Below are 24,335 nucleotides of genomic sequence, written 5' to 3'. Positions count from 1 at the left end.
AGTTCAGCTCCGTTGTTTAGTATCCTTATTGTATTATGACAAAGACGAGGAGCGTATTATGCCCAATGCAAGTAAGGATATAGAACTGTATCAACAAGTTTTAGACAAAGATTCAACTGCATTACGACAGCTATATCAGCAATATGAAAAACTGATTTATTCTTTCTCCTATAAAATGACAGGTGATAGAGAAATTGCAGAGGAAGTGATTCAAGAGGTTTTTATGAAACTCTGGAAAAATCACTCTCCTTATGACCGCAGTAAAGGAAAGTTTTCTTCATGGCTGTTAACAATGACGAGGAACACCTGCCTGGATGCGATTCGTAAACGCAAGAAACATGAATCTGTCGAATATATTGAGAAAGACTCCCTACAAGTATCCTATGACACTCCGGACGATCAATTAGAATGGAAGGAAAAAGGAGCAGCAATCAGGGCTTGTATCCACTCATTAAAGGATGATCAGCAGAAAATCGTGCAATTATTTTATTTTAAAGGATTGACACAACAATCCATTGCCGAATCTACTGACATTCCACTAGGTACTGTTAAAGGAAGAATTCGTTTAGCTCTCAAACATTTACACACGTGTCTAAAAGGGAAAGGAGGTACATTCGAATGACTACACAACAATGCGAGCATTTACTGGACTACTACAACGGTCATTTATCTGAACTCGAGAAATCCCAATTTGAAAAGCATCTGGAGAACTGTTCACAATGTCCAGAAGAACTTCTAGAACTGGAGCAGTTAGCAGATTACTTACCTTTCGCATCTGATGTTGTCGAACCTCCCAAGGACCTGGAAGATCGTGTTTTTGCAAATATTCTAGGTGAAGAGCAGAGAGCGACAAATGTCGAGCCTTTTGCTAAAAGGAAAAAGAAGGCATGGTTCTTCCCATCTATCGCAGCCGCATTAGCTCTTTCCTTAATCGGGAATGCGTATCTTGTTACACAGATTGAAGATCAGAATGAAGTCGTCGAACAAGCAACGATTGATCAGGTTGTTCAATATGTCGATCTTGCAGCTGTTAGCGGAAACGCCAAGGGTACAGCAAGTATCATTAAACAGGGTGCACAAACAAGCATGGTGGTCCAGGCTTCTGAGCTGCAAAATCTTTCTAACGAAGAAGTATATCAAGTATGGCTCATAAAAGATGATAAACCTGAGCGCGCTGGTACGTTTGTAACCAGCAAGGATGGAAAAGGTTCCGTCGTATTCAAGTTTAACGAAGAGTTCACGAAGAAAGACTGGGATACGGTCGCCATCACCCTCGAGCCGGATGCGAACAGTCAACTTCCTCAGGGAGACATTGTATTAGCTTCGGAAATATAAAAAAGTTCTTATAATAGTTTTTCGCCCGGCAGCTCAATACTGCCGGGCTTTTTTTCATTTCTATTTGTTTTTATTTCATATTTTTCGCCTATCGAAATGTTTGAGGAATTTTCACTAGGGAATTAAGTCCTATATAACAGAAGTTGTACAAATGTTGAACAGTCGAAGAAACAGAATGCTTTCTCCTTTTTAATGGGGCTACATAGTTAAAGACGCGTTATTCTTGTTATTTTTTGACACCCCACTTTTAACCCGAAATTAAAAAGAATAGAAATAAATTTCAAAAAAGTGATCCATGGTTCAACTTCTGTCGTTAGCTCTATGAAAATATAAAAACAAAAAAGGAGAGATTCGATTATGAAAATGAAAAAAAGTTATTTAGCCATCCCATTAAGTATGACGTTATTAATTCCAACTGCAGGTGCTGTATCAGCACATAACGGTGAAGATCATTCTATGATGAAAGTAGATACTCCCGCAGGGGAATTAAGAACGACATTAGATCGCTTACTTACTGAGCATGCATACTTAGCTGTTGAAGCAATGAGACGTGGAGCTGAAGGCGCTGAAGATTTCGATGCAGCAGCTGGTGCTTTAAATGATAACGCAGCCGACTTAAAAGGGGCGATCACTTCTGTATATGGTGAAGAAGCCGGTAACCAATTTAACACAATCTGGACCAATCACATCGGATTCTTCGTTGATTATGTGAAAGCAACGGGTGCTAACGACCAGGCTGCAAAAGATGAAGCCCTTAAGAATCTGGAAGGATATAGAGAAGATTTCTCTAATTTCCTTGAAACGGCAACAGGTGAACGTTTGAAATCTGATAGTTTAGCAGAAGGACTTCAAATGCATATCAACCAGTTGATCGGCGCATTTGATAGTTATGTAGCAGGTGACTACGAAAAGGCTTACGAATACGAGAGAGAAGCCATCGGACATATGGCAATGGTATCAAAAGGGTTTTCTAGTGCGATTACTGATCAATATCCAGACAAATTTGAAAACACAATGGCGGTAACTCCTGCAACGGATTTACGTTCCACTCTTAACCATCTATTAACTGAGCATGCTGCCCTAGCAACAATGGCAATGCAAAACGGAATCGACGGTTCAAAAGACTTTGACGCTTCCGTTGGTGCACTGAATGCTAACACAGAAGACCTATCTGCAGCCATCGCTTCAGTATATGGTGAAGAAGCTGGTAACCAATTCAAAGAAATGTGGTCAAAACACATCGGATTCTTCGTAGACTATGTAAAAGCAACAGGTGCTGAAGATGAAGCAGCTAAAGAAGAAGCGATCAAGAATCTTGATGGTTACCGTGCAGAATTCTCAAATTTCCTTGAAACAGCAACAGACGGACGTTTGAAATCTGATGCTCTTGCAGACGGACTTCAAATGCACGTAGAACAATTAACCGGTGCATTTGACAGCTATGCAGCTGGTGACTATGAAGAAGCTTGGGATGGAATCCGTATGGCGTATGAGCATATGTTAAACCCTGCAAAAGGATTATCAGGTGCGTTCACTGATCAATTCCCTGACAAATTCAAAGCGAACATGCCTTCTGAAATGCCGAACACTGGTATGGGTGGAGCAGCTGACGGAAACGAATTCCCGTTCGAATTCCTTCTTGCAGCCCTACTGATCATCGCTGGTGGAACAACTCTTGGAATGAAAAAATACGCTTCACACAAACAATAATCTTTAACATGAGAGGGACGGACCTACAATAGGTCCGTCCCCCAGTGTGAAGATGAAAGGAGTGGCTTCACATAATGTATACTATGAGGGTTGTACTACTTGTGCTTGTACTATTGCCCATATCTGCGTGCTCTGCAGGATTTAGTTCAAATTCCACAGTTGATGAACATTCAACTATACAAACAGCAGAGAAACAGGAAAAGCCAAAAGCTCAGATGGCCACTACTACCACTACCCCTTCTCCTTATGCAGATACCATCATTAAAGACCAACGTAGCGGAATTGTACCGGCTACGATTGAAATCCCGGCGATTGATGTTTCTACATCTATAGAAGCGGTTGGCTTGAAAGAAAACGGTGAAATGGCCGTAACAGAAAGCTTTGAGACAACTGCTTGGTACCAAAGCGGATATAAGCCAGGGGAACCCGGCAATGCCGTGATCGGTGGCCATGTGGATAGCCGGAATGGCCCAGCTGTCTTTTATAATCTGAACAAGCTTTCAAAGGGCGATGAAATCATTCTCAAAGATAAAGATGGTGAAAAGCGAACATTTGTTGTGTTGGATAAGAAAGAATATCCATGGGATGAATCTCCCCTGAAGTCCATTTTCGGATACTCTGCGGCAAGCTCCCTTAATCTGATCACATGTACGGGTGACTTCGACCGATCATCCCGAAACTACAGTAAGCGACTGGTTGTCTATACTGAATTAAAATCATAAAAAAACAGCATGGACTCCACCTCATGCTGTTTTTTTATGGATATTTTTAAAAGGAAAAGAAACCCTATTAGTAAGGAAGGTGGTAACCATGAACGATCAGCAATTAGAAGATCTCTTTAGCTTTTATGGGTATGAGGATCTGTATAGGCGTTTTAAGACTCCTTTATACGTGACAGGGATCATGGACGATGCTGACACCGAATTACTGGAGGATTTCTTTGAGAACTTTACTTTCGATAGACCTGTTTTATTCGATGAGTTCAGGTTTTGGTTTCAATATTATGAGGTGTCCAAACGGCCGCCGTTCACCTTATAGTCGGCACTTCCATAGCATTGAAAAAGAGCAGACTTTAAAAAAAGCTGTCTTCTGCATGATACAGAAAACAGCTTTTCCTTAATAAGGTCCATCCTGATAGAAATAATTCGTGGAATTCCAAGAATTATTGTATTCTTTATGAAATATATGAGTCGTTGCAGGTGACACAGGAGGAATCAACCAGGTCCAATCTCCCGTCACATCACGATCGGCATTCTTCTCATTCTCTTCAAATAAACGGAACTGCTGTGCAGCCGTATGATGGTCCACAATGCTGACCCCATCTTCTTTAAATGAATGAAGCACAGCAATGTTCAATTCAATCAGTGCTTTATCCTTCCATAATGTTGCCGCTCTTGACGTATCAAGACCCAAGCAGCTGGCTACTTTAGGGAGAAGGTTATATCGATTTTCATCGGCCAGATTCCGAGCGCCGATTTCAGTTTCCATGTACCAGCCATTAAATGGAGCTGCTTTGTACGAGATGCCCCCGATCTTCAATTCCATATCCGAAATGATCGGAATTCCATACCACTTCAACCCAAGCTCCCAGAACCAATCAAATTCCGGATGACGAAGAGGAACTTCCAGTGTACATTGAGAATTGATATCTCTCAGCTGCGGGGCATGATCCCCGATTTGCACGACAAAAGGAAGAATGTCAAAGTCCGTCCCCTCTCCTTTCCAGCCAAGTTCCTGACATTTTCTTGTGAACTCGATGGAATGGGGGTCACCCGTGTAATGACCATTTTCCTCATAGCCTGCATACCGGATCAATTGATGATTCCATAATCGAATGTCGGGCTTGTTCGGTTGGGACGGTCTGAAAACCGTAATGGTAGGACGGATCCTGCCACCATTGGACGCAAAATCCATATGACGATCCAATGCTTGAAACACATCCTCCTCTGTCGTGGCTTCCCGTTCGTCAAATACATTCAACGAATTCCAGAACAAGCGGCCGATGCAACGATTGCTGTTTCTCCAGGCCATCTTCGCTCCGTGTACAAGCTCTTCCTGGGTATGAGTATATGTTCCTTCTGTTTCCAGTTCATCTTCTATTTGTTTTATACGAAGCGTCATTTCATCCTCGCTTTTATTCAGTTCCTGGTAACACTGTGCAATAAAGGCCTTCGCCTCATCCATAATCGGTGTCAATATAATCGCTTCCCTACTATCTTATTCAGCGCATACTGTACCTTCAAGTATACCATTTTTCCCATGCATTTTTCCTTGGTACATTTGAACAACCGTTGAATTCTAGCGTTTCAGTACTTTTCCCCTTGGTATATAAAGCTAATTACCGCCTTTGTTTGCGGACTCTTCTTACAGCTCATTCAACTCTCCCCCTTGAGCTTCTCAATGATTCTCTCTCCCGCTGAAACCCCTGACAAATAAGCACTTTCAAAGCGTGTCCGCCCTGATTCATCGGTTTCACGCAAAAAGGCATCCCCGCATACGACGACCCGATAACCCTCCCCCACTTCCATATAAGGGGTATGCATGACTTCCTCGGCTTCTGCATATCTCCATCGTTTCAATTGGGCTTCAATAATTGTGCTGTCCTTATCCAGGTAAAGTGCTGCAACCTTTTGAATTTCAGCTGAAATCTCCTGATCACCGAGGTTAAAGCGTTTCTTCGACCACTCCCCGGTCATATATACACTTATTGTCACCGTAGACGAAATCCCCTTCTTCCGGTGATCAACGACTCTCTCTACCCCTGATGGCACCTGTTCATCAAGATGACCAGGTGATGGTACACGGCTTTCCCCATCAAAGGTGAACATGCCGACGAAACAAGGAGCAAATGTTATATGCGATAGTTGAGAAACCTCCATCTCAGAAAGCAATGTGAGTGCCTGAGGCACTGGTGCAGTAATAATACAATGCTTGCACAGAATTTTCTCTCCACTATCCAGTTCCACTTCTAAAGGTCCGTCCCTCATGTCGTTAATGGAAGATACCTTTGTATTCAGTTGCGTAGGCAGAGCCTCAGCCAGTTTCTTGGATAGTGCATTCATCCCGTTGACGGACGTATACCGGGGGTAGGGGGCTCCGAACCACTTTTTCACCCAGCCCGATTCGAGCCAAGCTTCTACGTCTCTTTGGAGTTCTGGCGAGCGGACGGTGAAAAATTGAGCACCGTGATCGGCTTTTCCATCTTCAAGCCGCCTTGTGGCAAGCCTCCCCCCCACACTCCTGCTTTTTTCAACAATGAGGATATCCTTGATTCCATTTTCGAGCAGCGTTCTGGCAGCCATGATTCCTGACAAACCGCCTCCAACTATTATTACTTCTTTCGTCGACATGTGATCTCTTCCTTCCTGTTCTTACATTATACGAAGTTGCATTGAAATAATGGAAGGGAGATGTCTTCCATATCATCCCCCCTCCACTCTAAGCCATTAATCCATCTAATTCCTGATACATTCTGTCACGAGCCGATTCTTTCTGTTCTTTCTCCTTGTACAGTTCCTGGAGAACATCCAAGTCCTCGTGGGTAAGGAGTCTTTCATCAATAGCGTAGATTTCTTCTTCCAACTGCTCAAGGTCTGCTTCGATATCCTCCAGTGTTCGAGACCTTTGTTTCGCCGTTGCTTTTACCGGTACCTCTTTTATCACAGGTACTGCGACCGGTTCTTCCTGTGGAGCGATTGCAGGAAGCTTCTCCTTCGCCCAGCTATAAGGCCCGTCAAAGAAGTAAAGCTTACCTTTTTGAATCCAATACGTTTTCTTAAACAGCTTATTCAAAAAGTATCGATCATGAGAAACAGCTAAAATCGTGCCTTTAAAATCCTCCAGTGCATCTTCCAATACTTCTCGTGAGTCGATATCCAGATGGTTGGTCGGTTCGTCGAGGACTAGGAAGTTAATATCCTGATGCATCAACTGGGCAAGACGGAGCCTCATTTTCTCTCCTCCGCTAAGCTGACCTACTTTTCGAAACACATTCGGTCCATAAAATAAAAACTTGGCGAGAATATGGCGGGCATCCCCCTCTGCAACAGTGACTTCTTCACGGAATGCATCAATCAGCCGGACATTTGGGTCAGCTACCGTAAAGTGCTGTGAGAGGTAACCAAGCTTCACATTACTTCCGATTTTCACCTTACCTGCATCTGCGGTTTCTTCTCCAAGAAGCATTTTAATGATGGTCGACTTCCCTGTTCCATTTTGACCGACAATTGCTGTACGATCTTTGAAATGAACGAGAAAACTGGCATCCTGAAAGAGCGTTTTCTCTCCATAAGATTTTGAAACCTCCTCCATGGAAAACACGATTTTACCACTTCGGTCCGTTTCTTCAAATTCTAACCCCATTTTCTTCCGATCCAAAATAGGTCGTTTGATCTTCTCCATCCGTTCCAATGCTCTTTCCATATTCCGTGCTCGTTTGTGAAGGGCTTCGTTAGGAGGATTGGCTTGATTAGCCCATTCCCTTAACCTTTTTATTGCCTCTTTCATTTTCTTGATTCTTTTCTGTTGTTCCTGATACGCATGGAATTCAATCATCAAGTTCTCTTCCTTCTCTTTCACAAATCCGGAATAGTCTGTATGATAAATCGTTAACTCTCCGTCCTCTAAGTCATACACTTTCGTAATGACGTTATCGAGAAAATAGCGGTCATGAGAAATGCACAACACGGTGCCTTCATACTCTTTCAAAAAGTCCTCCAGCCACTCGACGGCCCCGATGTCCAGATGGTTCGTCGGTTCGTCCAGCAGCAACAGGTCCGGCTTTTCGAGAAGGATCAGACCTAAACAAAGTTTTGTTTGCTCTCCGCCGCTGCAGTCATTGAACTCCTTCTCCACTAGATCACCTATACCCAGTCCATTCACGATTTTCGAAATAGTCGAGTCGATTTCATATCCCCCGGCAAGGGTGAATTGATCCTGTATCTTTCCGTATTCGTCTAATAATCGATTGAGAGTATCCGGATCCTGTTCTGCCCCCATTTCGATTTCCAACTCTTTTAACCGTTCACCGGATTTGATTAAATCGGAAAACGCCGAGCGTAATACATCCATTCCTTTCGTGCCCTCTTCGTATTGGGGAATTTGAGCGAGATATCCTACCTTCGCTCCCTTCTTAAGATGAATAAGGCCTTTATCAGGCGCTTCCACCCCGGATAATAATTTAAAGATCGTCGTTTTTCCTGACCCATTCCGACCAACCAATCCAATTCGTGCCTTTTCCGGTATCTCAAAGGATAATTCTTCAAATATTAAATGGCCTCCAAACATTTTACTTAATTCCTGTGCGCTGCAAATAATCATCTTCCTCTTCCTTTCTGATATCTATTTAGAGGTAAGAGGTTCATAAAAAAAAATGCCACGAGAGAGCAGAAGGCTCTCTTGTGGCTATGGAAATGCGGGATGAATTGCACCGCACTTCCCCCTTTTGTAAAAAGAAGGTACAAAAAAAGAGAGCGAAAACGCCCCCTCTTTCCGATTCTTTATAGAAAAGTGATTGGAATTGAGACCTCTTACCGTTCAGTATTCATATTCATTTGCTGAAAAAGGGCATACGTGTCCCCTTGAACGCAAATGCATGAAAAATTGCACGGCAAATGTAAATATAGTCTAAATACTTCCCACGCAATCCTACAGAACGATTCATCTCAATTCCACCTCCTTCTCCATTAAACGTCAGTTGATATCACCATTATATAATTATTCTGACATCTATTGCAATATGTTTATCGTTTTTTATATAAAATCCTTGATAACACAAGGCCGATTACCCCGATTGGAATCAAGATCATGGCACGGATCGTGAAGTCCAGGAACACAAGGTCAGCAAGGAAAAATTTCACTAGCGCAAGGGCTAAAAAGCTGATTCCCACCCAGCGGTAGAAAGCATCTTTCCTGCTCTCACCATAGATGAGATACAGAATGGATAGAGCAGCAATGGCTACCGTGAAGGCTGTTGTCCGCGGCGTGTAGTCCCAGCCGATTACGATATAATCCGTTAATCTCAGCACGAAGAACATCACGAGTCCTGTTAGAACAACTTTCATCGTGTTTCTAGAAACATTCAAAAATGAAGATTCAAGTTGATTGTAATGGGAAAACAGATAGACATACCCGAATGCCAATACGAAAACCGGCAATTCTATCGTAAAAAAGTCATCGGAATTCCCGATCAACACGCCTAATAGAGAGAACATCATCAATAAAAATGAGCCTGCAAGCCCAATATAACTTTCACGTCTCCCTGCAAGAAACAGAAGGGCAATGGCCTGTATCGCCACCAATACGAAACGCCAATCGTATTCGAACCATTCAAATAAGAATAGAAGTACATACAGGAAGCCAAGGACGAGTAATACGTCCTTCGTTCGTTTCTTTTCCTTCGGTTCAACAAATGACACTCCGATATATCCCCCTGCAAAGATGACATAGTAATAAAGGGGAATCGTAGTATAGATATCATTGAGCAGCCCCAGCAGGATGAAGCTTCCCGATACCAATGCCGGAATCATTTCAGCGCTCACCCGTTCATCCCGGTTAAGTATGATCAACAATAAGAGATACCCATGCTGAATTGCAAATGGTATAAGGATAGTCAGCGTAATCTCCCCAATACCAAACGCTGCGAAGAAAAATAGGGAGAAATACAGTAAATAATAATGGATATTCCAGGCAACGCGGTACCTCTTCAACGTGCTGAACGTCATCAACACAAAGAACAGCACCAATTCATACCCGTAAAACAACCATTCATTCCTTTCATCCCCTGAGAAAATAAACGGAAACAGATACGCTCCTGCCCCAATCAAGCACAGAATCAATTGGGAACTATGTTTATGGGAAGCCCACAGCCCGACTGATATGATAATGACCAATAGAAGATTCGTCAGCCATCCGCCAATATATCCATACAGGATATTTGCAGAAAATAATGTAATGATGGCAAGTACGATACTTCCTGATAATAATGTAATGGATAATTTACGCTGATCCCGACTATATCTTTCTCCTAAGAAGTACATGATGAAACTGATCAGAACACCGGTAAGCACTCTTAAACCCGGTGTCACCCAGCCATTTTGGGAAGCTGCCATGAAGCCCCATATACTACCTATTAATAGGACAAACAGGAACACTTTAGGAAGCCAGCGTTCGACTGAAAAATCGTAAGGTTCTTTTTCGATTAATGGGTCGTTTGCTTTAGTAGCGATTGTCTTATCGTGCTGCGCCTCATATACATCTGCTTTTTGTATAACAGGTGAATCCATCTCTCCCTTTGCCTGGATCAACTGTCGCTTCACATAATAAAGCTCTTTTTCCAAAAAGCTGATTTTCCTCTCTAACCTTTCAAACTCTTCCTTCTCCATATCTCCACCCCCTTACTTCTATTTATACTGGAAGGATGGAAGATTTACCTTTATTTTTTATGAGAAGTAGATGATTATTCTTGACCATAAAAAATAAGCTTCACCCTCTTGAAAAGGTGAAGCTTCGTTTCTACGCCAGTCGTTTAAAGTTTTGACCAAGAATTTCATTCATTGTATGGACTGTGATAAAGGCACGGTTATCAACTTGGGTGATAAATCCTTTCAGTCTGGTGAAGTCCTTGCGGCCGAGGATGGTCGTGATGACCTCCTTCTCATCGGAAGTAAATGCTCCCGTTGCCGTATGAATCGTCGCCCCTTTTCCAAGTTCGTGCACGATATACGACTTGATTTCATCACTGTACCGGCTGATGATCACAATCTCTTTATTCGAATTAAATTGTTGTAGTGCGTAGTCGATGACCAATCCGTTAAGGATGACACCGAAGAACGCATACATGCCGACTTGTGGACCGAATAACACTGCAGAGGACATTGCAATGGATAAATCCGCTAGCAGAACGCCTCGTCCTACATCTATATTGAAATATTTATTAAAGATCAAGGCCACGATATCCGTTCCACCGGTTGATGCCTGTTGGTTGAACACGATCGCCATACCGATTGCGGCAATGCATTGGCCGATAATCAATTGAATTAAAATATCATCACTTAATGGCGCGCTCATAGGAGCAAATCTTTCTAATAACCAAACATAGAATGAAAGGGCGAAACTTGCGTAAATGGTTTTCGCACCGAAATTAAAGCCAAGAAAGATCACACCGACGATAAATAGCAAGATATTGATTATAATCATGAACAGTCCAAGGGACATCTCTGGAAACAGATCGTTCATGATGATCGACAATCCACTGACGCCCCCTGTCGCTAAATTATTAGGCGATAAGAAAAAATGGACATTAACCGAAACTAGAAATGCACCAAGATTCATCATTAAGAAGGAAAATATTCTTTGTCGCATCACCGCAACCTCCTTTTTCTTTAAAATTTTTAGGTTTTCCGTAAATAGTTGAACAACGGGATTATAAAGCCCATCAAGACCCTTTGTAAAGGGAATCCGGCTAAAAAAATAAGGTTTAATAATTGTGAAAATTGCAAGGGTTTGCAGATGCAATAAGGATAGGCTTTTCGGTTACTGGCCTTTTCAGTTCAAAACTCTGTATGATCAGTAGACCTCCCGTATATTGTCGTGTTTGAAAATAACGACCGCTAATCGGCATGTTTCACGACCGAAGCATGAATCCCGTACGAACTCGCTCCAAAGTCACACAAAGTGTTGCAGGTAACGCATATATAATTCTCTAATTTTATTTCTATAGAAATATTCAGCTACAAAAAAAGAACGATTCCTGTAACAGAATCGTTCCTGACTTTTACCGATTATCGATTTTTTCCGGATACAGATCATGATTCATCAAACGGTGGTCTGCCATCGTTTCATATTTCGTACCAGGCTTCCCGTAGTTGCAGTATGGATCTATGCTGATTCCGCCACGGGGAGTGAATTTCCCCCACACTTCAATATAACGCGGATCCATTAATTCGATAAGATCATTCATGATGATGTTCATACAGTCTTCGTGGAAATCACCGTGATTACGGAAACTGAACAGATAGAGCTTGAGTGATTTACTTTCCACCATCTTTTCACCAGGGATGTAGCTGATATAGATGGTTGCAAAGTCAGGCTGACCTGTCTTCGGGCAAAGACTTGTGAATTCAGGACAGTTGAATTTCACGAAATAATCCCGGTTTGGATGCTTATTGTCGAATGCCTCTAAGATGTGAGGGGCATACTCGAATAAATATTTTGTTCCTTGATTCCCAAGTAATGATAAATCTGTTAAATCTTCGTCTTTTCTTCCTGACATGTAAAAATCCTCCCCTTCAAAGTGACCCGAATGTAAGGAGGACATAGCATTAGCCTAAGAATCGACATAACAGGCACGTGAATTGCACAATGTGTAAAATCCTGTTACGCTTAAATGATAATTTGACGCAAATTTGGCCAAATCAGATTCAAAGTACCATAGTTTTTTATAGAGGGTTAATGCTATGAACCTCTCTCAATATTTGAGCAACATTAAGTGTTACAGAGGTTATATTAAATAACAATTTAGTCAAAGTCAACTCCAATTATAAATTGAAATGGATAGAAGGAGTTTCAAATCTATCTATTGAATATATTAATTAGGGTTATCGCTAGGAGTGATGATAAATGAATCAACTGGTCCAGTCTTTCACTAAGTCTATTCTCGCGGGAGACGTGCAGGCCTTATTGGAATTGCATTCGTCATCCATTCACTCGAAAATGGACAATTTCACTTTCTACGAGAAAATCATTAAGCCATCCATGTATAAGGTTGGTGAACTTTGGGAGAAAAATCATATTACTGTAGCAGATGAGCACCTTGCCACTGCCACTCTTAAATATTTGCTTGCTACTCTCTTTACCCATCAAGAGGCTTTCGAAAACCAGCCGAAAGCCCTATTGTTCTGTATAGAAGGTGAACATCATAGTCTAGGGCTGGAACTTGCAAACGAGGTATTCAAAGAAAGACACTGGAATACCCGTTACCTGGGATCCAACGTACCCACCAGAGATGCCTTACGTTTTATTGAGGCGTGGAAGCCCCATGCCATTGGAATATCCATCGGTATGACAACGGAACTGGTCCGATTAAAAGAGTGCTTAGAAGAGATCAGAGCACAGCATCAAGAGATAGATATCCTGGTCGGTGGCAGATTAATTTCTCATTATTCACTTGATTTCTTACTTGAATCAAGGGCGTCAAGTTTTCATGATTTGATAGAACTCGATCACCATCTTACCAATTTAACCGGGCAACCTGTTTCACTGAAGGGCTAACTCCTTAAGTACATGCAGTCGAAGAAAAAAGGGTTCTCTTGAATGTCTTTCTATATGGTACCTCTCATCTTACTGGATAGGGCTTTTAGTCATTGACGTTCGTAAACCTTTCACAAAGGAGTGATCGTGTGGAAAATTTACATTTATGCCCGATTCCTTATCTCTTATTGGATAGGCAGTATCAACTAATCGATGCTTCGAATTCCGGCTATGACTTTTTAAAGCCAGGTGAGAACTTCATGTCCATCATCGAAGAAGAAAGCTCACCAAAGTTTGCCCGCATTATCCATAAACACACACAGGGCAAAATGGAACTGAACCTGAAGAAAAACGATTCCTTTGAGCTATTTGATATCTATTATCAGTTTTCAGATATTCAGCAGTATTTTCATATTGCTGTCATCTCGAAGGATCATCAGTATAAAAAAGTTTCAGAACAAATGAATGGTTTAATTGATCTCATGGGCAATGCTCCTTTTACAGGGAAAGAGCCTAACCTGACCGAAGTACTGGCTAAAGTATCTTCATTATATTTGAAGCTTGCCAATACTTCTGATTGGAATCGGCAAGAAATTATGGATAAAATAAAAGAGATTGAACATCACTTAGAACAAACTGTGAAATAACAATACTTTTTTATAGGAGACTACGATATGACTTTATTGACGAACATACTTGATTACAACCAGCAATTTGTACAAGAACAATCATACGAAGAGTACAGAACAACCAAGTTCCCAGACAAGCGCTTAGTTATTCTTACATGTATGGATACTCGTTTAGTAGAGCTTTTGCCTAAATCCATGAACATGAAAAATGGTGACGTAAAAGTCGTAAAAAATGCCGGTGCAGTTGTAAGTCACCCATTCGGAAGTATCATGCGCAGCCTGCTCGTTGCCGTTTATGAACTCCAGGCAGATGAAGTACTCGTGATCGGTCACCACGACTGCGGCATGAGTGCAATCAACAGCCACCAAATCCTGGACAAAATGAAAGACCGAGGTATTGGAGAAGAAACACTCAATACCGTCAACTACTCAGGCATTGACCTCCACGATTGGCTAAAAGGCTTCAGCTCGGTTCAAGAAAGCGTCGCCCACAGTGTCGAAATGATCAAGAACCACCCATTAATGGACAAGGAAATTCCCGTTCACGGACTCGTCATCAGTCCAGAGACAGGGAAGCTTGATTTGGTGGTTGAAGGCTACTAACTACTAACATAATAAAAAATCCATGAAGGCACATCCGCCCTCATGGATTTTTTTGTACCACTTGGAGGCCACTTAGAGGGACGGACCTCAAAAATCAGGTATATTTACAACACAAATCCTATTATATCAAGCTTTTCGAGGTGGATTTAGAGGTCCGTCCCTCTGGCAAAGTCCTTTACTTCTTTCAATATGGGCATTTTGTCCATTTCGTCTTCGGTTACATGGTCCCATTCGATTCCTTGGGGTTTTTCATAGGGGGTGAGGGTTTCGATGATGCCTTCTTCTGTTATGATCCAGTCGACTGCAAGGTCATATGAATCCCTCGGTATGTCATCTTCTATCAGTTGTTCACTGTTAATGGTAGTTATGACGGGCACTCTGTTGTTTCCGATTTCGCGAAGGATGGCGTATTCACGATCAGCATAGCCCTCTCCTTTGCCAAGCCTTCTTCCATCGGGATGGATGGCGACAGAGCCCACTACAATAAGGTCGATGCCGGGGATATCGCTCAAGGGCACGACTTTCCCATATGTATTCATATGCTTGATGCTCGCAGCTTTTCTTTCTTCTCCAATCGGGACCCCTTCAGGTTTGATCATGACAAATCCATCCTTCAAACGAGGAGTTGGAATCAGCAGCGTTTTCCCGTCTTTAAGTACGGACGCACGAAGGGGCAGCTGTGGTGAATCAGGATTTACTTTCACAACACTTGCAGCTTTGTAAATGTCCATACTCTGTACAAATGATGCTGCTTTCTCTGCTCCTATGAAATTGGGGATCCTGCCTGTTAGCGGAAATGGAAACCGACCAAGCTTCTTTTCTGTCAGGCGACTCCACACTTTATGCCTGATTTCATCTTTGTCGCTCATTTTTTAACCTCCTTAGAGTTAGCTCACCTCTGAGTATTTTCCATTTTATGTATAAATGCGCATAAACCAATGAAAGTGACGCAATTATTCAAAAAACGACGCAAATACGTCCATAAATGACGCAATAATCTCATTTTACCTAACTCCCTGCCCCATTTCACCTCTCACTCCACCTCCAAGACCGTTCATATTAACCTCATCCACCCCTTATAAGCAAACCAACAACCTTTAATCTACTATTTTTCTCAAGAAAACCAACCCTCTAGCCTTATCATATTTCAAACTTTGACCCTCACTAACCGTCATTTTATGGCCCGGCCTTCATAAAATAAGAGGTGTAAGGAGTGATTGGATGAAAGTATCTCGTGCTCGACTGTCAGATTTGGAAGGACTAGTGGAACTGTTTAATTCGTATCGCATGTTTTACCATCAAATGTCGGACAGGGTTGGCGCCAGGAAATATCTAGAAGACCGCCTGTCCCAAGATGAGTCAGTCATTTTCATAGCGACCCAACATGACGAATATGTAGGATTCACACAATTGTACCCATCCTTCACTTCCGTTTATATGAAACGGATTTGGAAACTGAATGATCTCTATGTATCCTGTCAAGCTCGGAATATGGGTGCAGGTCAAATGCTGTTGGATGCAGCGAAGGCACATGCAGAACTTACCAACGCACAATCGCTTATCTTAGAAACGGATTGGGATAATGTGAGGGCACAGGCATTGTATGAAAGGAACGGTTATATTAAGGAGGACAGGGTGTATCATTATAAGTTTACTCTTATATAATCACCATGGGTTCTCAATTCATAAGGTCCTGTATGATTAGCACCATTAAAACCGTACTGACCTGTCTTTAGTGATTTCAACTAAAAAAGAACCGAGCGATAATTTAATATCGTCTCGGTTCTTTCGTCTATGCAATCACTTTTTTTGATGTTACATTCTCAAAATTTTTTTTTATTTTTGGCACGGGAATAAAATAACCGCTAAGTGGAAAGTATTGAATAAGCCGAATTATTGCTATACAAATAAATAATACAAACGTAAATGTTATTGGCAGGTATATCATATTCCATATAGAACTAGGTAAATATATTTTCATTAAGTGAAGGACAAGGGGATGAACAAGATAAATTCCCATTGAATATTTCCCTAAAAGTGTTAAGGGCTTTTTCATAACATTCCATTGAGAGAGTATTGGATACATCCCTATAGTAGCAATGGATAGCAGGGGAATATTTAATAAATTACTTACTCTTCTGTTCGTAAGATCTCCATTGAATGTGTATTCAATTATTGCACCTGCAGTTATGACTAAAGATAGTATTAACATAATCCAAGGGAACTTTGCTGTGAAATCTCTAATATCATCCCAGAAAAATGCCAAAAGACCACCGAATGAAAAATAGAAAATCCATAAAGGCATGAATGACTTACTTGCTATAAAGTCCCCAATAAACCCATCCATTCCAGGATTAAAACCGACCATATTATAACTAATAAAGAGTGAAAGAGCAGTTAAAATAATTAATCCCAATTTCGATCTGAAGAACTTTTGCAAAATAGGAAAGATAAAATAAAATTGAACAATAATAGCAATAAAATAGAGATGATAAAAGTGGTCACCAGTAAAAATCTTCACAAGTTCAGTTTTCATGTCTCCAATTTGATGATTATCAAAATAATAAAGTAAAAAGCGATAGACAAAGCTCCATAAAATTAATGGCAAAACGATTTTCGAAAATCTGGAAGTTACAAACTTACCAAATGAATAAGTGTTCCTTTTCACTTGATAAAATAGTAAGAATCCTGCTATCACAACAAAAATTGGTGTTCCAAATCGTCCTACCTGATTTAAAAAGTAAGAGAACCAATTAAAGGTATTATCATTCATAGAATAATACGTTGCGGAAACATGAACTCCTAGTACAGCTAAACAAGCAAATGCTCTTAAGAAATGTATTTCAAAGAGATATTTTTTCTTTTTTGATGAAATGGATGACATAATTTCTCCCACTTTCATAAAATTGGATTGTTTTAACCATTCCCCAAAAATAAAACCGCTTGAAAAAACCAAGCGGTTTATAGTTAAATCCAAGACCCTCTACACCGATTTCTCCCACATCTATCCTTCTGACATTTAACTTTCGTCTGCAGCTGCATATATTGATAGAAGAGGAAGGCATGTCTTCCCTTTCGAGTATGGGAATTGATTTCTTTCTTCAATTTCTTCATGAACATACGGTCACACTCACAGGTCGGGCCGTACCTCTCGTAGCATAGATCATGAGCTTTGCATGCGGCATCTACTGAATTGATAGGCGCACCAGGTCCACTACAGCCAGGGCCACACCACTTGTATTCAGGGAAAATACATAGTTTTGGGCTACGATTATCATTTCTCATTGATTTCTTCCTTTCTAGTCATTATCTGCACATTGATACGTTTTATTTCTCATACAAAGGGAAATACACCCTATGTAGGAAAAATAAATTACTATACTTTATGTACTTTGCTGTAGTTAGGTTTGTCCTAACGCCTATATGAATTGAATAAAACTTTAGGAGGAATGAATAATGGCAACTTTTCAATTAAATGATACGGTACCAAACTTCACGCTCCCTGCAGTTTCAGGTGAAACATTCTCGTTCGAGGATCATCAAAAAGAACATCAAAGCTGGCATCTCATCGTCTTTTTCAGAGGGTCATGGTGCCCGGTATGTCAGGAAGAATTAAGAGAGCTTCAAGCAAACAAAGAATACTTCGAAAAACATAATGTTCACTTATTGACGATTTCAAGTGATAAAATGGAAGATTTACAGGAGTTTGCGAATAAAGAGGATCTGACATTCCCGATTTTAGCTGACGAAAAATTGGAGGCCATCAAAGCTTATGATGTTTTTTATCATGGTGAAGATGCCCCTTATGATGACCATGGACAGCATGGTGAACCGGCTTACTTCCTTATTAATGAAAAGGGACAAGCGATGTATCAACAGAGACAAACCAGCCCATTTGGCCGTCCTCATGCAAATGAGCTACGTAAGATTGTGAAATATATTCAAAAAAATGTGAAGTAAGAAACTAAAAAGCCGAATTGACTCTTCCGTCAATTCGGCTTTTTTTTATGTCAGGGCAAGCTCCAGGCTTTTCTGTGCTTCTACTACAGTATGAGACTGATCTTCGTGGTATCCGTATAGAAGTAAGACGACATTGGTATAGATAGCTTTAAAGCGTGCATAATCCAACTCGGTTTCATGAATCTCCCCATACTCATTTAAAAAGATCCTCCGGCCATCCGGATCGAGAAAACTGAAAATCAGATTGAAATCAACGGCTCGATGACCAAGGTGTACATCACCCCAATCGAGCACCCCTGATAACACTCCTTCTCTATTCACCACAATATTTTTAAAATGAAGATCGCCATGAACTAATGTGGTTTTACCAGACAACGACTTATCAGGAAGTTGATGAAGATATCTTTCTAACTTTCCCATCTGATGAAATAGCCTTAGCCCTTTCACTTCCCGAATGTTTTTTTCCAAGACAGGGAGACGTTTTGTTACATGTAAGCGATCCAGTTCATCAAAGGGTACGCTGCATTGTTTCGCCTCTGTCACATTTGTTCCATGAAGTTTTTTGAGAAAGCGCGCCATCACGGAAGCTGATTCCTTTCTCTTTACTACATGAGCACGTGATGGAATCGTTCCTTCAACGAATCGATACCCAAGAAATGGCCACTTGTACTGAGAGGAAGGTTTGCCGTAAAAGGCAGGAATCGGGATTTGCAAACTCAATTCACGTTCTTCGAGTAGAGGCAAGAGTTGTCCTTCCACTTCCAATAGCTTCACTGCACTATTCCTTCGTGGAAACCGGAAGACCCAATCATCGTTTACTCTCATGACTGTATTGTCAAAACCATAGTCCATGATCTCGACTCTAGCCGGAGTGAGGTTTGGAAACTGAGACTCTATCCATCGTTGCGCCTGACGGGTGGTAACAGCCACTTCAGCATCCCACACAGGTGACATATGCATCACACCTTTCTCAAGTGTTATTCATTGTAGACATTGATCCTCATGTGATAAGTTTTTAGTAATCGGAAATAATTAATATTGTAAAATGAGAAGGAGGAATATTTATGCTACCTGAAAAACAGCAACAAATCCAATTAGTCTCCCGTCCTGAAGGAATGCCTCAGAAAGAGGATTTCCTTTACAAGGAGATCGAAGTGCCTAAGCCATCCAGTGGTGAAGTATTAGTGAAGACACTCTACCTTTCCGTGGATCCTTATATGCGCGGCAGAATGTCCGATGCCAAGTCATATGTAGCTCCCTTCCAATTAAATGAAGCGTTGGCAGGTGGAGTGGTCGGAGAAATCGTCGAGTCAGAATCAGATCACTTCCAAAAAGGTGATTTCGTAGTTGGCATGCTGCCTTGGCAGGAATATTCCCTTGCAAGTGAAAAAGAAGTCCGTTCCATCGATCCGAGTGTCGCACCAATTTCTACACACTTAAGTATCCTTGGTATGACTGGACTAACTGCCTATTTCGGACTTATGGACATCGGTCAACCTAAAGAAGGCGAAACCGTTGTTGTATCCGGTGCTGCAGGTGCAGTTGGATCCGTTGTGGGACAAATCGCCAAAATCAAAGGAGCACGTGTTGTAGGGATTGCAGGGTCTGAGGAGAAAGTCAGCTATTTGACAGATACCCTGGGATTCGACGCAGGTATCAACTACAAAACGACCGATAATATCTATGCATCGTTAAAAGAAGCGTGTCCAAATGGCATCGACGTGTATTTCGAAAATGTCGGTGGTGAAATCGGTGACGCTGCCCTTAGTTTACTAAATAAACATGCACGTGTACCAGTGTGTGGGGCGATTTCTTCATACAATAAAACCGACCGGGATCTTGGACCCCGCGTTCAAACGAAACTAATCAAATCAAGTGCTCTCATGAAAGGCTTTGTTGTCAGCGACTACAGTGACCGCTTCAAAGAAGGAGCAACTGAGCTCGGCCAATGGCTTTCACAAGGAAAACTTCAATACGAAGAAACCATCACAGAAGGCCTAGACAACGTAACCGACGCCTTCCTCGGACTCTTCCAAGGAAAAAACATCGGCAAACAACTCGTCAAAATCGCCGACCCAAGTAAATAACCATCTCGAGGGACGGACCTCCATATTCTCACCAAAACCCTGTTGCATCAATATTCAGGTATGTGTGAGGGAGGTCCGTCCCTCTTTCCTTGCACATTCACAGGTTTACTCCTCCCCCTGCTAAGGGAAAGTACAAGATATGTGAAGAGCCAGTACTATGAGGAGGAGTAATCGTGAAGAAGTATCAATTATATATTAATGGAGAATTTGTTAATAGTACGTCAAATGAAGCGTGGGATGTCATTAACCCCGCGAATGAGAAGATGATATCGTCCATCCAATTGGGTACGGAAGAGGATGTTAATCACGCAGTGGAGGCAGCCCATACGGCTTTCCTTTCATGGAAAAGGGTTCCATCTAAGGAACGTGCCTCTTATATAAATAAAATTGCTGATAAATTGGAAGAGAGACGTGATCAATTTGTTCAGATGTTAACGGATGAAAATGGGAAGACGTTGGATGCCTCGGAGGGAGAGGTCGATCTTGCTATCGAGTACTTCCGCTACATGGCTGGATGGGCGCTCCGTTACGAAGGAGAAATCCTTGAAAGTGAACGTTCAAATGAAAATATACTCGTTTATAAGAAGCCGATTGGAGTAGTTGCAGGAATCGTTCCGTGGAACTTCCCGATGTTCATCCTGGCAAGAAAGGTAGCCCCTGCTCTCGTAACAGGATGTACCATCGTCCTGAAACCAAGTCAGTACACACCAAACACGGCATGTGAATTCGCTAAAATCATAGACGAAGTAGGACTTCCTAATGGAGTCTTCAACCTTGTGACTGGAAAAGGGTCAGATATCGGCAACCCGATGTCCAGCCACCCTAAGGTCCGAATGGTGTCCATGACGGGCAGCTATCCAGCCGGTTCAAAAGTGATGGAAGCAGCGTCAAAATCCATTACAAAAGTAAACCTAGAGCTAGGCGGCAAGGCGCCTGCCATCGTCACGAAGCATGCAAATATTGACCTGGCCGTGGAGAAGATCAAAACCTCCAGAATCACAAATTCCGGGCAGGCTTGTACGAATGCTGAACGGGTGTATGTCCATGAGGATGTCGCCAAAGAATTCATCAGTAAAATGACCGACGCTATGAAAAATACAACAGTTGGCGACCCAACAAACCGGGACAACGAGATCGGTCCGCTCGTGAATAAGGATCGACTGGAAACCGTGACAGAAATGGTTAATACCGCAGTTAAAAATGGAGCAAAAATCCTTACAGGCGGAAAGCCCGTCAATGTGGAAAAAGGCTTCTACTATGAACCTACCGTTCTTGTGGACGTAAAACAGGATATGGATATCATCCAGGAAGAAATCTTTGGGCCTGTCCTTCCCATCATGACTTACAAGGATTTTGATGAAGTGCTGGAACTTGCCAACGATACGGAATATGGCCTTTCTTCTTCGATCTTTAGTGAGAATCTCCATGAAATCATGAGAGCTGCTAACGAGCTTCAATACGGGGAAACCTTCGTAAATCGTGAAAACTTCGAAGCTATTAATGGATTCCATGCTGGTCGGGGTCAGTCAGGAATCGGCGGAGCAGACGGGAAACATGGACTAAATGAATACTTGGAAACTCACGTCGTTTATCTTGAATACGATGAAAACTACAAAGGATAACCACATGAAACGTACCCGCTTTCTCTAGAGAAAGCGGGTACGTTATTTTTTTCTAAACTATTCATTTAAAAAAGCTTCCAGTGATTCATTTTCGAATCACTGGAAGCTTCTTCATATCATTACGAATGATCTGCTATTTGTGGTCAATGCTTTCTTAAATCCTCAAGCTAAGATAAAGAAATTTGCCAATGCGAGTAAGGAAAGAATAATTGCAACTCCTGAACTCATCCAAAGAATATCATTAAAATCCATTTTCAAATCTGTCAATTTATCCTTATTTAGCAACGAACTTCACTCCCTTGAAAATTTTCAATAAACCCAATGACCTTAAACAGGGAAAGATCAATTTTAGGATCTGTTGACGTTGAGCAATTTGAACACTCTATTTCGTTTACATTCATCGTCGAACGGAATTCATTCGAACACTGTGTACACTCCAGTATATGTAAATCCCTTGTCTTCCCCTTGCGATCAAATTGAATACGTTCTTTCCCCTGATTAATATAGCTCATATTTTTCTCTCCCGTCGAATGTTTGATAGTACATATTTACCCGATGTGTAGAACATAAAACATGATTCATCTGATTTCTTCCAGATTATTAACTTTATGGAACACATCCACTTCCTCTATATGCTACAATTTTCATATACTTTGACAGAAAGGAGGCTATGCGATGATCACTCAACCAGCTGGCTTTTGGGTAAGGCTCGGGGCAGGAATTGCAAATGGATTCTTCATCAACCTCCCTCTACTTATATTATTCGCTATTGTGACCGATGAATTTAATCCTGACGACCCAATCGTCTCCCTGATCGTGTTTCTCTATTCATTGCTTACACCTGTTTTCTGGAAGGGATATGATGTAGGGAAAAAGACGATGGGCATACGCATTGTGAAAAAAGATGGAAGTAACGTACATATTGGAAACATGCTGATGCGAAATGTTGTAGCAGGACTTTTTTATCTTATTACATTCGGAGTGGGATTGCTGATCAGTGGCCTTTTCGTCATATTTCGGGAGGACAAGCGTGCGATTCACGACTTCATTGCCGGAACCTATGTGACGAAAATAACTTCTGAAGAAATGTCCAGCCATCTTGATGCATAAAAAAACAACCAGCCCCGGCTGGTTGTTACAATCGTTTCTCCATAAAATGCTGGCTTCTTCCTTTAGGAAAATCCTCTAGTACCCCGAACTCCCGATAGCCCATTTTTTTATAAAAGTCCGGTGCCTGGAAGCTGAATGTATCCAGCATGACGAGATGGCATCCTTTTTCCCTTGCGTATTCTTCTATTTGGTGGATTAATTTTGAGCCATATCCTCCGTGGCGAAAGTCTTCTGACACCCAAAGAAAATCGACGTGCAGATGATGCCAAAACATTTCCCCTACCACGCCGCCAACGATTTCGTCCTCATCATTTCTCAGTACAAAACTAATCTTTTCGAGTGGCGTTTTTGTTTCATAATCAATCTGAGTCATATTGTACTCAACTAATCTTTTTCGTATGTAATCACTATCTTCCTGAACCCACTGTTTTGTAATTTTCATCTTCACTTCCCCCTTATCACTCTATTGTTCCTCAATCTTAATTCCCAGTCAATTCCCTTTTTTCAAAAGGCTCTTTTCGCAAAGATTGTTGTTTCTAACATAGGAGCTGCCAATGCTCTGTCAATGAGTGTTTGCGATAGATGATGAGGGGAACAGCTTCGCTTTCCGGCGGACGAACGGCCAAGCCTCCTCAGCTGCGCTTCCGGGGTCTCGGCACGCCCGTTTTTCCGCAGGAGTCTACGCCGTTCCCCTCACCATCTAAATGAGATATTGTGACAGAGCTTACTAGTGAAAAAAACGAATGAAATAGTATCATACTATTCAAGCTTAAATCGACCACTGCACACGTTGAAAATTGATGTTTTCTAGCCGTGTATAGTAGTAGATTCGTCCTCATACTTAGTAAGTTGATTTACGCTGCAGGTGCTCGACTCCTGCGGGAATTGCGGGAAAGTACGAAAAGCGGAGGTGGCTCGATCAGCCCCGACAAGCATAAGATGAATGGGCTGTGAAGGCGCATTTTGCCTTCATGGACCATTTAGCTTATGACCTCGAGGGGCTAGCCACCGGAGCTAGACATTGAGACCCC

26 protein-coding genes are annotated in these 24,335 nt (G+C 41.7%); 13 read left to right on the top strand and 13 right to left on the bottom strand.

All coding sequences use genetic code 11. The features are described 5' to 3' along the window. Window positions 1–58 precede the first annotated feature (58 nt). The 5 genes from FGG79_RS13825 to FGG79_RS13805 all read left to right on the top strand — a co-directional run bounded on the left by FGG79_RS13825 (window position 59) and on the right by FGG79_RS13805 (window position 4,083). On the top strand, window positions 59–622 hold the full coding sequence (locus tag FGG79_RS13825; RefSeq protein WP_138779288.1) for an RNA polymerase sigma factor: 564 nt from the start codon (window positions 59–61) through the stop codon (window positions 620–622). Continuing rightward, entirely contained in the window at window positions 619–1,335 is a 717-nt protein-coding gene (locus FGG79_RS13820) for an anti-sigma factor (RefSeq protein WP_138779287.1), read from the top strand. Before FGG79_RS13825 ends, FGG79_RS13820 begins: the two co-directional genes overlap by 4 nt. 357 nt (window positions 1,336–1,692) lie before the next feature. Then, window positions 1,693–3,045 (top strand): copper amine oxidase, encoded by a 1,353-nt coding sequence (locus FGG79_RS13815; RefSeq protein WP_138779286.1) that lies wholly within the window; start codon window positions 1,693–1,695, stop codon window positions 3,043–3,045. A 74-nt stretch (window positions 3,046–3,119) separates the two neighbouring features. Next, on the top strand, window positions 3,120–3,767 hold the full coding sequence (locus FGG79_RS13810) for a class F sortase (protein ID WP_138779285.1): 648 nt from the start codon (window positions 3,120–3,122) through the stop codon (window positions 3,765–3,767). Between the two features lie 88 nt (window positions 3,768–3,855). After that, window positions 3,856–4,083: a hypothetical protein gene (locus FGG79_RS13805; protein ID WP_138779284.1), complete on the top strand. Its 228-nt coding sequence runs from the start codon at window positions 3,856–3,858 to the stop codon at window positions 4,081–4,083. 78 nt (window positions 4,084–4,161) lie between these two features. On the opposite strand, the gene FGG79_RS13800 is transcribed toward FGG79_RS13805, so the two are convergent. From FGG79_RS13800 to queF, 7 genes are all read right to left on the bottom strand, one after another. Further along, window positions 4,162–5,229, bottom strand: a complete 1,068-nt coding sequence (locus FGG79_RS13800; protein ID WP_138779803.1) for a nitric oxide synthase oxygenase — start codon at window positions 5,227–5,229, stop codon at window positions 4,162–4,164. Window positions 5,230–5,420: 191 nt separating this feature from the next. After that, window positions 5,421–6,395: an NAD(P)/FAD-dependent oxidoreductase gene (locus tag FGG79_RS13795; protein WP_138779283.1), complete on the bottom strand. Its 975-nt coding sequence runs from the start codon at window positions 6,393–6,395 to the stop codon at window positions 5,421–5,423. 88 nt (window positions 6,396–6,483) lie between these two features. Continuing rightward, window positions 6,484–8,364, bottom strand: a complete 1,881-nt coding sequence (gene abc-f / locus FGG79_RS13790; RefSeq protein WP_138779282.1) for a ribosomal protection-like ABC-F family protein — start codon at window positions 8,362–8,364, stop codon at window positions 6,484–6,486. A 229-nt stretch (window positions 8,365–8,593) separates the two neighbouring features. After that, entirely contained in the window at window positions 8,594–8,707 is a 114-nt protein-coding gene (locus tag FGG79_RS22355) for an RAxF-45 family protein (protein ID WP_098351140.1), read from the bottom strand. A gap of 79 nt (window positions 8,708–8,786) precedes the next feature. Next, window positions 8,787–10,427, bottom strand: coding sequence for a DUF2339 domain-containing protein (locus FGG79_RS13785; protein ID WP_138779280.1), 1,641 nt, complete (start codon window positions 10,425–10,427; stop codon window positions 8,787–8,789). Window positions 10,428–10,557: 130 nt separating this feature from the next. Further along, window positions 10,558–11,406 (bottom strand): YitT family protein, encoded by an 849-nt coding sequence (locus FGG79_RS13780; RefSeq protein WP_138779278.1) that lies wholly within the window; start codon window positions 11,404–11,406, stop codon window positions 10,558–10,560. A gap of 412 nt (window positions 11,407–11,818) precedes the next feature. Further along, on the bottom strand, window positions 11,819–12,316 hold the full coding sequence (gene queF, locus FGG79_RS13775; RefSeq protein WP_138779276.1) for a preQ(1) synthase: 498 nt from the start codon (window positions 12,314–12,316) through the stop codon (window positions 11,819–11,821). Window positions 12,317–12,663: 347 nt separating this feature from the next. Between queF and FGG79_RS13770 the strand changes: the two genes are divergently transcribed. The 3 genes from FGG79_RS13770 to FGG79_RS13760 all read left to right on the top strand — a co-directional run bounded on the left by FGG79_RS13770 (window position 12,664) and on the right by FGG79_RS13760 (window position 14,525). Continuing rightward, entirely contained in the window at window positions 12,664–13,314 is a 651-nt protein-coding gene (locus FGG79_RS13770) for a cobalamin B12-binding domain-containing protein (protein ID WP_138779274.1), read from the top strand. 128 nt (window positions 13,315–13,442) lie between these two features. Beyond that, complete coding sequence (locus FGG79_RS13765; RefSeq protein ID WP_138779272.1) at window positions 13,443–13,940, top strand: hypothetical protein; 498 nt, start codon at window positions 13,443–13,445, stop codon at window positions 13,938–13,940. Window positions 13,941–13,967: 27 nt separating this feature from the next. Next, window positions 13,968–14,525: a beta-class carbonic anhydrase gene (locus tag FGG79_RS13760; RefSeq protein WP_138779271.1), complete on the top strand. Its 558-nt coding sequence runs from the start codon at window positions 13,968–13,970 to the stop codon at window positions 14,523–14,525. A 146-nt stretch (window positions 14,526–14,671) separates the two neighbouring features. On the opposite strand, the gene FGG79_RS13755 is transcribed toward FGG79_RS13760, so the two are convergent. Further along, on the bottom strand, window positions 14,672–15,394 hold the full coding sequence (locus FGG79_RS13755; RefSeq protein ID WP_138779269.1) for a 5-formyltetrahydrofolate cyclo-ligase: 723 nt from the start codon (window positions 15,392–15,394) through the stop codon (window positions 14,672–14,674). A 352-nt stretch (window positions 15,395–15,746) separates the two neighbouring features. Between FGG79_RS13755 and FGG79_RS13750 the strand changes: the two genes are divergently transcribed. After that, window positions 15,747–16,190, top strand: a complete 444-nt coding sequence (locus tag FGG79_RS13750; protein ID WP_138779267.1) for a GNAT family N-acetyltransferase — start codon at window positions 15,747–15,749, stop codon at window positions 16,188–16,190. A gap of 127 nt (window positions 16,191–16,317) precedes the next feature. On the opposite strand, the gene FGG79_RS13745 is transcribed toward FGG79_RS13750, so the two are convergent. After that, window positions 16,318–17,502 carry an acyltransferase gene (locus FGG79_RS13745; RefSeq protein WP_138779265.1) on the bottom strand — a complete coding sequence of 395 codons (1,185 nt, stop codon included), beginning with the start codon at window positions 17,500–17,502 and terminating at the stop codon, window positions 16,318–16,320. Continuing rightward, window positions 17,493–17,810: a phospholipase gene (locus FGG79_RS22150; protein ID WP_138779263.1), complete on the bottom strand. Its 318-nt coding sequence runs from the start codon at window positions 17,808–17,810 to the stop codon at window positions 17,493–17,495. The genes FGG79_RS13745 and FGG79_RS22150 overlap by 10 nt, the downstream gene beginning before the upstream one ends. Window positions 17,811–17,981: 171 nt before the next feature. On the opposite strand from FGG79_RS22150, the gene FGG79_RS13735 reads away from it, so the two are divergent. Then, window positions 17,982–18,485, top strand: coding sequence for a peroxiredoxin family protein (locus tag FGG79_RS13735; protein ID WP_138779261.1), 504 nt, complete (start codon window positions 17,982–17,984; stop codon window positions 18,483–18,485). 45 nt (window positions 18,486–18,530) lie between these two features. Here FGG79_RS13735 and FGG79_RS13730 read toward each other — a convergent pair whose 3' ends face one another. Further along, window positions 18,531–19,439 carry a phosphotransferase gene (locus FGG79_RS13730; protein ID WP_171050930.1) on the bottom strand — a complete coding sequence of 303 codons (909 nt, stop codon included), beginning with the start codon at window positions 19,437–19,439 and terminating at the stop codon, window positions 18,531–18,533. A 110-nt stretch (window positions 19,440–19,549) separates the two neighbouring features. Between FGG79_RS13730 and FGG79_RS13725 the strand changes: the two genes are divergently transcribed. Together FGG79_RS13725 and aldA are read left to right on the top strand one after the other, a co-directional pair. After that, a complete protein-coding gene (locus FGG79_RS13725) occupies window positions 19,550–20,572 on the top strand; it encodes an NADP-dependent oxidoreductase (RefSeq protein ID WP_138779257.1) in 1,023 nt (340 codons plus the stop codon). A gap of 173 nt (window positions 20,573–20,745) precedes the next feature. After that, window positions 20,746–22,194 carry an aldehyde dehydrogenase gene (gene aldA / locus FGG79_RS13720; protein WP_138779255.1) on the top strand — a complete coding sequence of 483 codons (1,449 nt, stop codon included), beginning with the start codon at window positions 20,746–20,748 and terminating at the stop codon, window positions 22,192–22,194. 278 nt (window positions 22,195–22,472) lie between these two features. Here aldA and FGG79_RS13715 read toward each other — a convergent pair whose 3' ends face one another. Then, a complete protein-coding gene (locus FGG79_RS13715) occupies window positions 22,473–22,706 on the bottom strand; it encodes a hypothetical protein (protein ID WP_138779253.1) in 234 nt (77 codons plus the stop codon). 163 nt (window positions 22,707–22,869) lie between these two features. On the opposite strand from FGG79_RS13715, the gene FGG79_RS13710 reads away from it, so the two are divergent. Next, window positions 22,870–23,304, top strand: coding sequence for an RDD family protein (locus tag FGG79_RS13710; protein ID WP_138779251.1), 435 nt, complete (start codon window positions 22,870–22,872; stop codon window positions 23,302–23,304). Between the two features lie 25 nt (window positions 23,305–23,329). On the opposite strand, the gene FGG79_RS13705 is transcribed toward FGG79_RS13710, so the two are convergent. Then, entirely contained in the window at window positions 23,330–23,746 is a 417-nt protein-coding gene (locus FGG79_RS13705) for a GNAT family N-acetyltransferase (RefSeq protein WP_138779249.1), read from the bottom strand. Window positions 23,747–24,335 lie beyond the last annotated feature (589 nt).

Source organism: Bacillus sp. BHET2 (assembly GCF_005938125.1).
Classification (GTDB): domain Bacteria; phylum Bacillota; class Bacilli; order Bacillales; family Bacillaceae_B; genus Rossellomorea.
Note: the sequence above shows the minus strand (reverse complement) of the source record. Positions and strands in the feature narration are given on the sequence as shown.